Source organism: Myroides sp. C15-4, assembly GCF_050522745.1.
Classification (GTDB): Bacteria; Bacteroidota; Bacteroidia; order Flavobacteriales; family Flavobacteriaceae; genus Flavobacterium.
The window spans coordinates 59,732-74,188 of sequence record NZ_JBMVQX010000001.1; the positions used below are offsets into that span (position 1 = coordinate 59,732).

Genomic DNA, 14,457 nt, shown 5'->3' on the forward strand with positions numbered 1-14,457 from the left:
AAAAGCTTGCAAATTGCAAGCTTTTTCATTTTATTCTCGACGAATTGACTAGGCCAGCATAGTAACTGGATTCTCAATATAACTTTTCAGTGTTTGTAAGAATTGTGCTCCGGTAGCACCATCTACTGTTCTATGGTCACAAGCCAATGTAACAGTCATTGTGTTTCCAACTACAATCTGTCCATTTTTTACTACTGGTTTTTCAACAATAGCCCCTACAGATAAAATCGCAGAGTTTGGTTGATTGATAATGGATGTAAAAGACTGAATACCAAACATTCCAAGGTTAGAAACTGTAAATGTGCTTCCGTCCATTTCAGCAGGTGTCAGTTTTTTTGTTTTAGCCTTACCAGCCAATTCTTTTACTTTAGCTCCAATGTGTGTTAAAGACATTTGATCTGTAAAAGGCAATACTGGTACAACTAATCCATCTTCTACGGCTACAGCTACGCCCACGTTAATGTGGTTGTTGAAAATCGTTGCATTATCTGTCCATTGTGTATTCACTTGTGGGTGTTTACGCAAGGCCATTGCACAAGCTTTCACTACCATATCGTTGAAAGACACTTTTGTATCAGGCATTTCATTGATCAACTTACGAGAAGTCATGGCATTATCCATATCGATCTCGATCGTCAGGTAATAGTGAGGGGCTGTAAATTTAGATTCCGCTAAACGACGTGCAATTGTTTTGCGCATTTGCGAGTTTTTCACTTCTTCGAAGCTTACTTCTCCAGCAGGAACAAATGGTTTTACTTCTGGTGCCGTTGCCGTTGCTTGGGCAACTGGAGCAGCTGTTTGTACAGGCGCTTGCGCAGTAGTTGGCACAAAGTTTTCAACGTCGCGTTTAATAATACGTCCGTTTTCTCCAGTTCCTTTTACTTGTGCAAGGTTAATTCCTTTCTCTTCTGCTATTTTTTTAGCTAAAGGAGAAACGAATACACGTCCTCCATTTTGTGATTCCACAGCCGTTGTTGCAACTGCTACTGCTGTAGCAGCTTCCGTTGTTTTTGGTGTTTCAGTAGGAATTGCTGTTTCTGTTGAAGTTGTAACAACTCCACCATTTTTAGCTCCTTCTACCAAGGCTGTAACGTCAGTTCCTGCAGGTCCTAAGATAGCTAAAACACTATCGATAGGCGCTGATTCACCTTCTTGAATTCCTACGTATAAAAGTGTCCCCGCTTCAAAAGCTTCAAATTCCATTGTCGCTTTATCCGTTTCGATTTCTGCTAAGATATCGCCTTCTTCTACTTTATCTCCAACTTTTTTAATCCAGCTTGCCACCGTACCTTCCGTCATGGTATCACTCAAACGAGGCATTGTAATCACTTTTACTCCAGCAGGAATAGCTGCTGGCGCTGGTGTAGTCGTATTGTCAACTGCTTTTGGCGCTTCTGTTTCCACTGCTTTTTCAGCAGCTGGAGCCGATCCACCTCCAATTAATGCAGTGATATCTTCACCTTCTTTTCCAATAATAGCAAGAAGCGAGTCAACTGGAGCAGCTTCTCCTTCTTGTAATCCAATGTATAACAATGTACCTTCATAAAAAGATTCAAATTCCATTGTTGCTTTGTCTGTTTCAATCTCAGCAAGGATGTCACCTTCTGAAATCTTATCTCCAACTTTCTTTAACCAAGCCGCAACAACACCTTCTGTCATGGTGTCGCTTAAGCGAGGCATTGTAATTACTTCTGCCATATTATTTTATTATAATCTATGAGGTAAAAAAGGGTAATTTTCTTGTTCGTACACGACGTCGTACATCACATTAAGATCTGGGAATGGAGATTCTTCTGCGAACTTCTCACATTCTGATACGAGATCTTTTACACGTTGATCCATTGCTTCAATTTCACTTTCTGTTGCGTAACCATTTGCTTTGATCACATCTAACACTTGTGTAATTGGGTCAATTTTTTTGTACTCTTCTACCTCTTCTTTTGTACGATAGTGTTGTGCATCAGACATTGAGTGACCTCTATATCTGTATGTTTTCATCTCTAATAAAGTAGGTCCATCACCACGACGCGCTCTTTCGATCGCTTCGTACATCGCTTCTGCTACTTTTACAGGATTCATTCCGTCTACTGGTCCACTAGGCATTTCATATCCCAATCCCAATTTCCAGATTTCAGAGTGATTAGCTGTACGCTCAACAGAGGTCCCCATTGCATATCCATTATTTTCAATAATAAATACTACAGGTAACTTCCAGTTCATTGCCATATTGAAAGTCTCATGCAATGATCCTTGACGTGCAGCACCGTCTCCAAAGTAACACATCGTTACTGCTTTTCTATCAAAATATTTATCTCCGAATGCCAATCCAGCTCCTAGAGGAATTTGTCCACCTACAATACCATGTCCTCCATAGAAATTGTGTTCTTTAGAAAAGATGTGCATTGAACCCCCCAAACCTTGAGATGTCCCTGTACCTTTTCCTAATAACTCCGCCATAATTCTTCGTGGATCAACACCCAGTCCAATTGGTTGTACGTGATTTCTGTATGCTGTAATCATTTTGTCTTTTGACAAATCCATTGCGTGTAAAGCTCCAGCCAAAACCGCTTCTTGCCCATTATATAAATGTAAGAATCCTCTTACTTTTTGTTGAATATATAAAGCTGCAAGCTTGTCTTCAAACTTTCTCCAAAATAGCATGTCTTCATACCACTTTAGATAAACTTCTTTTGTAATTTCTTTCATATGACTTTACTTTTCATGAGTAGAAAACCTACTCTAAATACAGACTTTGCTAAATACCCACCATACTGTGGATAGGCAAAAATAGCACATCTACTTTAGATTGAAAAATTTATTTGAAGTATTTTAAATTACGGCAACTATTCTTTATTTTTTTTAAGAAAATATTTAATTATCCTTGAACATCGCCTCTTAACAATACTATTAATTTAGTCCATCAACTTCAGGTTAGACCAATTATTCACAGTAGATTCGAACTTTTAATAACAAAGATGTATCAGGAGTAAAATCTGTGCTCTTTTTTCGAATTTTCTTCTTTATCTCTCCTTTTTCGCACCGTTTCTTTCTTCTGTTGTAATACTTAAAAAAATTAAGCCCTTCTGGAGATTTTCTCGTCAAAGGGCTCAATTCACGCTTAAAATAAAATATAAATTAGGTAATTACTTCGGTATAGCTATTTCCAAAGCGGTCGGTTACCATAATGGTAATATTTTTCGCTTGGTCTGATGGACAAAATAAAAACATATGGTCTGTTAATCCTGGCTCTACCCATTTTCGCTTCACTGGGAGCTTAGGTCCTTGATGTAGCTGAATACTCAAAGGATCCTTCGCTCTTACTTGGACTAATGCTCCTTTTTCCACACCGTCTTCTAGCCAAATGGCTTTCCATTCTTCATCCCAATTCCAGATATTTACACTCCAATTGGCAGGAAAATCTGGATGTTCTCCTTTTTTGTAAACTCTAAACTGAGTTTCTTTGGAAAGTCCTGTTCCTTTATAGTACCAGCTGAGTTCTTTTCCGTTCACTTCATATACGCCATAACCACTTGGTGTACCATCTTGACAAATCGGACCACTCCACCAAGCACCACAAACCGTACCATGACAGTGTTCATATAGATTATCAGTTAGGACAACATTCTCGTTGAAGTGAGTATGTCCTGACATTAAATGCGCGTGATAAGGTTCTAATAATTTGTATAAATACTTGCGATTACTCACCATGGCACCGAGTGATTTCTCCTCAGGATAACGTTCAAAATGCCTAGTAAAAGAAGGGATATGTTGAAACACCACTACGGTTGTCCCATGTGGAACAACAGCTAAATCTTGCTCCAACCACGCCAACTGATTTTCGGTAATATAACCGATATACTCTTTCTCTTTACCGATAAAAAACACATCATTAAGCACAACATAGTGAACAAGTCCACGGTTAAATGAATAATACTGTGGTCCATAAAGCTCCGTAAAGGTCGTAGCGGATTTTTCATCACTGCGCTGTTCTAAGTCTGCATCGTGATTGCCAAACACTTGAAAGAAAGGAATTGTCGTTTGTTGAACAGCTTGATTGTATTTGGCTGATAATTGATGTTGATCCCAAATTAAATCTCCACACCCTACGCCAAACACGTGAGGACTATTCAATTGTTTGATTGTAGCTAGTGTATCGGGTACTGTTTCATTCAATAGCTGTTCTGCTTCTTCTTCTTTTTGAATTTGAGGATCGGCCCATACAATAAAATGGTGCTTGTGGTCAGACTCTTTTACAGGCTCGAGCACAAAATCATGCCTACTGGAATTTTGGTGTTTGTTTATTTTTTGGAAAAACAAGGCCGAACCATTGGTTTGTTGTTCGATGACATATCCTGCTGGAATCGATATAAACACAAACCGGGATTGAAAGGCACTTTGAAAGCTGTAACTTCCAGTGGCATCTGTTTGAACTACTTGATATCCGTCTGACACTACAACATGAGACAATCCCTTACCACGGCTTGTGACTCTTCCCGTGACACCTACACTTTTAAGTTCATCAGTACTTTCTCCTGCCACTGATGATGTAGCTAAGACTCCTGCAGTAGTTTGTTGGAAGGGAAGTATAGAAGCGGCTCCAGCTGTTAGTGCTACATTTTTTATAAAATTTCGTCTTGAATTCATGATCTACCGTTTAATTTTGCCACCAAATTTTTACATTAATATCATCTCCACCCATCTTTTGTACTTGTAGCTGATAATTCGTTTTATTTTTCGTGCGAATATCTAAAGGATATGGAAAACGCGAAGGCATTATACCGTTGTTCATCATGGCCTTAGTTTGAGGTAACTTTGGCAAACCTGTTCGCTTGTATTCAAACCACTGCTGGTAATCATTCATATACAGTGCATAGTACTTTTGCATCATAATTCGCGCTAAAGTCCCATCGTATTCCGTTGCAGGATTAGTAAAATAATCAATTGGAACGTCAATTTCGTGAAATTTCATTGCAGCTTCTACCCCGTGTTTATAGTACTCTTCTGCTCCTGTCAAATATCCTTTTTGCGCCAATTCAGCTTGTAGAAATAAAATCTCTGCATAGGTCAAAATAGGTGTCTTGGTTGGGTTAGCTGCCATCGTATTATTCAATGTAGAAGCCTCATAATCAAATTGACCATCCGATCCTTCAAACGCACTTGGAATTCCTTTATATCCGATACTTACTCTCTTTTCGCCTTCCATTCTCGTGGCTTGTGTTGCAAAAACAGGCAGACGTGGATCCTTAAATTCATTCAAATTATCAATAAAAAAACCCGCCATTTTTCTACTTAACGTAAAGTCTTGAATACGACTCCAAGGAGATACATTTGGCGTTACCCCTGTAATGACAAATGTAGCCTCTTCTTCCACCTTCGAAATAATAGGATATTTGACTGGGTCATTTAACATAGCGACCATTTTAGGATAGGCCTCTTTATTGGTTTTATTGGATATGCGCAACAACAAACGCAAGTGTAAACTATTGGTGAATTTTTGCCATTTTGTCAAATCATTGTTGAATAAAATATCTTGATAGTACACCATCCCTCTTTTAGCATCATACAGCGTATTGGCGCGTTCTAAATCGGCTAAAAGGCTGTCATATATTTTTTCTTGCTCATCAAAAGCGGGATAAATTAACCCCTCTCCTCCTTTACCTGCATCAAAATACGGCACATCACCGAATAAATCCACGAGATTTGAAGCCATCCACACGCGCAAGGTTATTCCTATGGCTTCGTAATTGCTATCTTTAATGCGAACAGACGCTTGTTCGATATCTTTTGCCGTTTTCATCCAACGGTAATAGGTGTTCCATGGAGCTGCCCCAATATTATCCGTTAAATTATAGTGTTGAATCCCATAAGAGGTTTGCGGAAAAGTTACAATATCCTGCATTAACTCACTATTGTGTGACCAACTGCGATACATATTACTTGTAGCTACTTCGTAAATTAAAGGATTCAATAAAGTTCCCGGGCTAATTTCTTGTAGTCGGTTGGGATCAGTATTCGTCTCTTCAAAATTAGTAGTACAACTGGTAAACTGTAGGGTAAAGCAAGCTAAGAAACCCAAGTACAGTAAGAATATTAGTTTATCTTTTCGCATGATTAAAATTCTAATTTAAGGTTAAACCCGTAAGTAGCAGGTGAGGGTAATTGCCCCATCTCAACTCCAGGCATCATCGACCCCCCATTCAAGGCTGCCGTTTCTGGGTCAAAGATTGGGAAGCTCGTTAAGGTAGCTAGGTTTCGTCCAAACACAGACACAGACAATCGCGTCATTTTTAGCTTATCCAATACTTTTTTAGGAAAGTTGTATTCAATACTCACATCGCGTACTTTCAAATAAGACGCATCAAAACTGTTGGATTCCAAATTAGCTCTTCGGTAATATTCGCCATAATAATCGGCAGGGTTGACCTTGGTCGTATTGGGAGAGAATGTACCATCACCATTGCGCACTACCCCATCACCAATGATAAAACCTTCTTCACGACCGTATAGGGTATGTCCTAACTTTCCTTGTTCAGACATTTTGTGGTGAGTTTGCGAATATACTTTTCCACCATACGAACCATCTAAAGTAAAGCTCAACGTAACGTTTTTATACTTAAACGTATTCACCCAACCAGCAGTCCAATCGGCATAAGCACTACCGATATACTCAATTTCTTTGGATTGTTCAGGCAGCCCTTTATCGGTATAAATAATTTGTCCTTCATCATTTCGCACAAATTTATACCCATACAAATCTCCAGTTGTTCCTCCTACTTTACCAATAATCTGAGCGGTTCCAGATTCGGCTAACACTTGTTGATCTCCTCCTTCTAAATCTGGAGAAAGCGATAGAATTTTATTGTCGTTTTTCGCCCAGTTCAACGTGGTATTCCAAGAAAAAGAGTTGGTTTTGATTGGCGTTGCATGTAAGACAACTTCAATACCTCGATTTCGAACAGTTCCAGCATTCACATGGGCTTTAGAATATCCTGTCACCAAATTAAGGGGTACAGTAATTAATTGATTCTTTGTTTTCGTTTCATATACCGTTACATCAAAGCCCAATCGGTTTTTAAACATTTTGTGTTCATATCCGATTTCAAAACTCTTAGTTGCTTCTGGCTTTAGGTCAATATTGTGTAACGTTGTTGGCGCAGTAGCTGAACTCGGAAATTCGCTATTTTCATAGTATAATTTTGTTTTGTAGGGTGAAGTACCATTTCCTACATCTGCATAGGAAAAACGCAGCTTTGAATAGTCAATAGTGCTTGGTAAAACGAAGATATCGCTCAAGACTAGACTCGCATTTAGCGATGCGTACATGAAGGACCAGTTGGCTGCAGGTAAACTACTCGACCAATCATTTCTCACTGTTCCATCTAAGAACACCATATTTTTATACCCCACAGAAGCCATTCCATAGAGCGAGTTAACTTTTAGATTCTCGTCTGCTATTTTTGTACTGGGCTTATCTTTTCCATTGGCAATCATATACACCCCTGGTGTGACCAATCCTTTGACCCAACTCGCATTACTATGCCACTTGGAATCGCGCATATTTCCTCCTACAGATAAACCATAAGTAAAGACATCGCCTTTATCCTCTGTATAGCTCAATAAGAAATCTGTATTTATTTCGGTAAAATTAATTTGTTGCGTTTTAAAATACCCCTCGCCAAACTTCGTCGTATTAAAAGGTCGACGTTCTTCTCGTTTATCTGCTCGCGAATTAATTGCCCCTCTCAACATTAACTTTAGTTTAGGTGCTAGATCAATATCAGTAGATAAACTTCCTACCATGGTATTTGCATTTACCGCATTGGTCGTTTCGTAGGCTATCAAATAAGGGTTTTCGATATAAGAACTAAAAGGGTGAATTTGTTCCAATTGATTTTTGTCTTTCTTCCAAATAGGTCTGTACCACTCTAGGTCGACATTAGGATTTTGGAAGATCATAAAATAACCGATGGTATGGTTACCGTATCCAGTTCCAGGTAAATTATCACTACTTCTATTGCTGTAGCTAACTGTTGAGTTTACGGTTACGCCTTTTGCAATTTCGTATTTTGCTTTTGTAGCAAGCGTCGTGCGATCAAATCCCGTATTAGGCATAATCCATTCGTTATTGGAGTGGGTAATTGTCGCGCGAATACTCCCTTTATCATTTCCTCCTGAAAGGCCTAAGGTATTCGTGGTGGTCATACCCGTTCTCCAGAAATCCTTGATGTTGTTTTTATACGGTCTCCACAGTGTTCGTTCAGCTCCTTGTGTCTCTGTAGTGGGATCGTACTGAAAATACGATTGTCCCTCAAATTTAGGTCCAAATGCACTACTGGTACTCCCCGTATTAGACCCATCGGCTGATACCCCATAGGAATAAAAAGGATCCCCTGCTTTATTAAAACTCTTTCCTGTTCCTTGTCCATATTGGTACTGATAATCGGGCCAATGCTGGATAACATCAAAGCTGATATTAGAGTTGATACTAATTCCCAATCCTTTATTCTTTTTACTACCAGATTTAGTAGTAATCATCAACACGCCATTTCCTGCTCGAGATCCGTATAAAGCTGCTGCTCCAGGTCCTTTTAATACGGTTATACTCTCGATATCATCCGGATTAAGATCTGCGATTCCATTTCCATAATCAACTGGAGCATCATCGCCAATATAAGCTGTTTCTGCTCCATTGGACCATAAATCACCTCCAACAATCACACCATCCACAACAATTAAGGCACCATTTGCACCTAAATTAACCGAACGATCTCCTCTCAATTTAATCTGCGTGGAGTTCATTGGTCCTGAATTAGAAGACAACATCGTCATCCCCGCTACTTTTCCCTTCAATTCATCAGACCAGTTATTGGAACGCGCGTGATTGAGCTCTTCCCCATTAAGGGTTTGCTGTGAATATCCTAATTGTTTCTCCTCTCTTTTAATCCCCAAAGCCGTCACGACTACTTCGTTCAGCACACTGGTAGATTCTTTTAATTGTACCGTCAAAAAGGTAAGATCACCCACGGTTATTGTTTGCGTTTCGAAACCCAAAAAGGATATTTCCAAAACTGTCGTTTTCAACTGCTCATACGATATACTAAACTCTCCATCTAAATTGGACTGCACCGCTTTTCCAGTAGTCGTATTGCGGATCACCGCACCAGGCAAAGCGATATTTTGTTGATCTACAACTTTTCCTCGAATGGTGTTTTGTTGATTATCCGACGCAGTAAGCGTATGCCCTTGTACCTTATTTTCATTTGCATACAACGTAGCAGTAGAAGAGAATAGCAGGGTGCTAAGTAAAAAAATGAGGCTTCTTGTATTGCGCTGATTTTTTTTCATACTAAGGTTGAGTAATTAATTAATTTTATGCAGACAAAACAAATCAATTCTTCTCGCAAGCACAATAAAACACAATTAAGCTATGGTTAACTGATGTAAACTTTTAGTTATGAAATTCGATGCCTATAACTGACTACGATATGCTCTTAAAGAAAGAATCAACCAGGGGAATTAATTATCAAAATCACCTTAAAACGACTACAAATCAGCCTATAAAAACACCTTACTTGTAACTAAAGAATAAAAAACACAGCAATCCTCTGTTCATTTGGAAGCAGAAGAATATAACAGTAAGCTAACAAATCACATAAACAAGCTTCTGTAGTAAGATAACATCAAGAAATGGTTAATTTCTACAGGGAACAAAAGCGCTTCGGAAGGGATAGATACAAAAAAAAGCCTCGTACTTTCGTACGAGGCTTTTCACTATATAACGCTAATTAAGCATCTCCTTTGGGACCAAAATTAATGGGTGGCATCATTGGATTACTAGTTGATTCATAATCCTTAATTTCTCCATTTGACTGTTCAAACCTAGCGATATTATCCTCTAGTGCTTGTAAAAGTCGTTTTGCATGTTGTGGAGTTAAGATAATTCTCGACTTCACTCTTGCTTTTGGTACACCTGGCATAATGTTCACAAAATCGACAACAAATTCAGTGTTTGAATGATTGATTATTGCCAGATTTGAATACGTTCCTTCTGCCGTTACTTCATCCAATTCAATGTTGAAGTTATTTTGTTCTTCAGCCATGTCTTAGAAATTTAATTCTTGTTCTTGAGTTAAGAGATCGCCATTTTCGTTAGAAGAAACAAGGATACTTTCATACTCACGCATACCTGTACCTGCAGGGATTCTATGTCCAACAATTACGTTTTCTTTTAATCCCATTAGGGTGTCAATCTTACCAGCAACTGCTGCTTCGTTTAACACTTTTGTTGTTTCCTGGAACGATGCTGCAGAGATAAACGACTTCGTTTGTAACGAAGCTCTTGTAATACCTTGTAGAATTGGTGTACCAGTAGCTGGCATAACATCTCTAGAGATTACTACGTTTTTATCCTCGCGTTTTAGCAATGAGTTCTCATCGCGTAGTTCACGCATAGAAACAATTTGTCCTTCTTTCAAGTTCTCAGATTCACCTGCATCCACCACTACTTTCATTCCGAATAAACGGTCGTTTTCAACGATGAAATCACTTGTGTGAACCAATTGATCTTCTAAGAATAGCGTATCTCCTGGATCTTGAATTTGAACTTTACGCATCATTTGTCTAATAACAACCTCAAAGTGTTTGTCATTAATTTTCACCCCTTGTAAACGGTAAACTTCTTGAATCTCGTTTACTAAGTACTGCTGTACAGCAGATGGTCCTTGGATACGTAAAATATCGTCTGGTGTAATTGCTCCATCAGACAAGGGTAAACCAGCTCTAACGAAGTCATTCTCTTGAACTAAGATTTGGTTTGAAAGTTTAACTAAATACTTTCTAACATCACCTGTTCTTGATTCAACCACGATCTCTCTGTTACCTCTCTTCACTTTACCGAAAGATACAACCCCATCAATTTCAGAAACTACAGCTGGATTCGACGGATTACGTGCTTCTAAAAGCTCTGTAATACGAGGTAAACCTCCTGTAATATCCCCTGCTTTTGAGGTATGACGAGGAATCTTAACTAAAACTTTACCTGCTTTAATTTTCTCTCCATCATTTACCATTAAGTGAGAACCTACTGGTAAGTTGTATGAACGAATTAACTCACCATCTTTACCGTAAATTAATAAAGTAGGAATTAATTTTTTGTTTCTTGATTCGCTAATAACCTTTTCTTGGAAACCTGTTTGCTCATCGATTTCAACCATGAACGTTTGTCCTTGTTCGATATCTTCATAAGCAACCTTACCAGTGAATTCAGAAACGATTACACCGTTATAAGGGTCCCACTTACAGATCGTAGCTCCTTCTTCCACAACATCGCCATCATTTACATAGATCGTAGATCCATAAGGGATATTGTTTGTTGTTAACAAGATTCCAGTATTTGGATCGTACAATTTCACCTCTGTAGAACGAGAGATTACGATGTTGATTTTCTTACCTTCATTATCTTCACCTTCAACTGTTCTAAGCTCTTCGATCTCTAAACGACCTTTAAACTTAGCGTTGATAGTAGAAACTTCAGAAATATTTCCTGCAGTACCCCCTACGTGGAACGTTCTCAACGTTAACTGTGTACCAGGCTCCCCAATTGATTGAGCAGCAACAACACCCACAGCTTCCCCTTTTTGAACCATTCTTGCTGTAGCAAGGTTACGTCCGTAACATTTTGAACAGATACCTACTTTAGCCTCACATGTCAATGGTGAACGAACTTCAACCGATTCGATAGGAGAAGCGTTGATTGCTTTAGCGATAGCTTCAGTGATTTCCTCACCAGCACCAACAATTACTTCAGAGTTTAATGGGTTGATTACGTTGTTTAACGCAACACGTCCTAATACTCTTTCTCCTAATGTTTCGATAACTTCTTCGTTTTTCTTTAATGGCATTACATCAATACCTCTTAAAGTACCACAGTCTACAGAGTTAACAATAACATCTTGTGCAACGTCATGCAAACGACGAGTTAAATATCCAGCATCCGCTGTTTTTAACGCCGTATCCGCAAGACCTTTACGAGCACCGTGGGTAGAAATGAAATACTCTAAAATCGATAGACCTTCCTTAAAGTTAGAAAGAATCGGGTTTTCAATAATTTCACCACCACCTGCAGTTGATTTTTTCGGCTTAGCCATCAAACCACGCATACCTGTTAACTGACGAATCTGCTCTTTAGAACCCCTCGCTCCAGAATCCAACATCATGTATACTGAGTTAAATCCTTGTTTATCTTCGCGAATATTCTTCATTGCCAACTCGGTTAACATCGCGTTTGTTGAAGTCCAAACGTCAATTACCTGGTTGTAACGCTCGTTATTTGTGATAAGCCCCATATTATAGTTCATCGTAATGTGATCTACTTGTTGGTTTGCTTCATCAATCAAATCTTGTTTTTTCTCTGGAACGATAATATCACCCAAACTGAATGACAATCCTCCGCGGAAAGCGTATCCATACCCCATTCCTTTGATATCATCTAAGAATGCAGCTGTTGTAGGTACGTCAGTAGTAGCTAAAATACCACCGATAATATCACGTAGTGATTTTTTAGTCAATACCTCATTGATGTATCCTGCTTTTTCAGGTACTACCTCGTTAAACAAGATACGTCCAGCAGTTGTTTCAATGATTCTATAGGCTAACTCACCTTTTTCATTGTAATCTTTTGCACGAACTTTCACACCAGCATTCAAATCAAGTTTCCCTTCATTGATCGCAATGTGTACTTCCTCTACAGAGTAGAATGTCAATCCTTCTCCTTTTACAATTTCTTCTGGTGTAGACTTACGCAACTTGGTCATATAGTAAAGACCAAGTACCATGTCTTGAGAAGGTACGGTAATCGGTGCACCATTCGCTGGGTTCAAGATATTGTGCGAAGCCAACATTAACAATTGAGCTTCTAAGATAGCCTCTGGCCCTAATGGCAAGTGAACTGCCATCTGGTCACCATCGAAATCCGCGTTAAACGCCGTACACACTAATGGGTGTAGCTGAATCGCTTTACCTTCAATCAATTTTGGTTGGAAGGCCTGAATACCTAAACGGTGTAACGTAGGGGCACGGTTCAGTAATACTGGGTGTCCTTTAATTACATTTTCCAAGATATCCCAAACCACAGGTTCTCTTTTATCTATAATTTTCTTCGCAGATTTAACTGTTTTTACAATTCCTCTTTCGATCAATTTACGGATCACAAACGGTTTGTAAAGCTCAGCTGCCATATCTTTTGGCAATCCACATTCGTATAATTTCAATTCAGGTCCAACGACAATTACCGAACGAGCAGAATAATCCACACGTTTACCTAATAAGTTTTGACGGAAACGTCCTTGTTTACCTTTTAATGAATCAGAAAGTGATTTCAACGGACGGTTAGACTCTGTCTTAACAGCAGAAGATTTTCTAGTGTTATCGAAAAGTGAATCCACCGCTTCTTGAAGCATACGTTTTTCGTTACGCAAAATTACCTCTGGAGCTTTGATCTCCATTAATCGTTTTAAACGATTATTACGGATAATTACACGACGATACAAGTCATTCAAATCTGACGTTGCAAAACGACCACCATCTAATGGCACTAATGGACGCAATTCAGGTGGAATTACTGGAATCACTTTTAAGATCATCCACTCAGGTTTATTCTCGCGATTCTCATTTGATTCACGGAAAGCCTCAACCACTTGAAGGCGTTTTAATGCTTCTGTTTTTCTTTGTTTTGATGTTTCGTTATTAGCAGCATGACGCAAAGTATAAGACAATTGGTCTAAATCTGTTGTTGCTAATAAATCCATAATACATTCAGCCCCCATTTTAGCGATGAATTTATTTGGATCTGTATCATCTAAGAATTGATTTTCCATTGGAAGAGAATCTGCAATATTCAAATACTCTTCTTCTGTTAAGAAATCTAAGCGATTTAATGCATCACCCTCGGCATTTTTAGCAATACCTGGTTGAATTACTACATATCGCTCGTAGTAAATAATCATGTCAAGCTTCTTTGAAGGAAGCCCTAAGATGTAACCAATTTTATTAGGTAAAGAACGGAAATACCAAATATGTGCAATAGGCACGACTAAATTGATATGCCCAACTCTATCTCTACGTACTTTCTTTTCAGTAACTTCAACACCACAACGGTCACAAACGATTCCTTTGTAGCGAATTCTTTTATACTTACCACAAGCACACTCGTAATCTTTTACAGGACCAAAAATACGCTCGCAGAATAAACCGTCACGTTCAGGTTTATGCGTACGATAGTTAATTGTTTCTGGCTTTAAAACTTCCCCTCTTGATTCTGCAAGAATCGATTCAGGTGAAGCCAAACCAATTGAGATTTTATTAAACCTTTTTACGGTATTTTTCTCTTTATTTCTATTCATGGTAAACTTACTTGTTAAAGTGTATGATAAAGAGTAAGCAGCAGAAACTGCTTACTCT

General features: G+C 38.7%; 7 protein-coding genes. All 7 read right to left on the reverse strand.

Annotated elements, in window-relative coordinates; genetic code table 11:
- Positions 1-48: 48 nt before the first annotated feature.
- Positions 49-1,698, reverse strand: coding sequence for a pyruvate dehydrogenase complex dihydrolipoamide acetyltransferase (locus tag ACPDHL_RS00360; RefSeq protein WP_430530833.1), 1,650 nt, complete (start codon positions 1,696-1,698; stop codon positions 49-51).
- 9 nt (positions 1,699-1,707) lie between these two features.
- Positions 1,708-2,706, reverse strand: coding sequence for a pyruvate dehydrogenase (acetyl-transferring) E1 component subunit alpha (pdhA, locus tag ACPDHL_RS00365; protein WP_430530834.1), 999 nt, complete (start codon positions 2,704-2,706; stop codon positions 1,708-1,710).
- Positions 2,707-3,135: 429 nt separating this feature from the next.
- Positions 3,136-4,644, reverse strand: coding sequence for a calcineurin-like phosphoesterase C-terminal domain-containing protein (locus ACPDHL_RS00370; RefSeq protein ID WP_430530835.1), 1,509 nt, complete (start codon positions 4,642-4,644; stop codon positions 3,136-3,138).
- A 10-nt stretch (positions 4,645-4,654) separates the two neighbouring features.
- A complete protein-coding gene (locus ACPDHL_RS00375; RefSeq protein ID WP_430530836.1) occupies positions 4,655-6,109 on the reverse strand; it encodes a SusD/RagB family nutrient-binding outer membrane lipoprotein in 1,455 nt (484 codons plus the stop codon).
- A 2-nt stretch (positions 6,110-6,111) separates the two neighbouring features.
- The gene (locus ACPDHL_RS00380) at positions 6,112-9,345 is read right to left on the reverse strand and encodes a SusC/RagA family TonB-linked outer membrane protein (RefSeq protein ID WP_430530837.1); all 3,234 of its coding nucleotides are present in this window, start codon (positions 9,343-9,345) and stop codon (positions 6,112-6,114) included.
- 440 nt (positions 9,346-9,785) lie between these two features.
- Positions 9,786-10,100, reverse strand: a complete 315-nt coding sequence (locus ACPDHL_RS00385) for a DUF3467 domain-containing protein (RefSeq protein ID WP_430530838.1) — start codon at positions 10,098-10,100, stop codon at positions 9,786-9,788.
- A 3-nt stretch (positions 10,101-10,103) separates the two neighbouring features.
- Positions 10,104-14,399 carry a DNA-directed RNA polymerase subunit beta' gene (gene rpoC, locus ACPDHL_RS00390; protein WP_430530839.1) on the reverse strand — a complete coding sequence of 1,432 codons (4,296 nt, stop codon included), beginning with the start codon at positions 14,397-14,399 and terminating at the stop codon, positions 10,104-10,106.
- Positions 14,400-14,457: the final 58 nt, after the last annotated feature.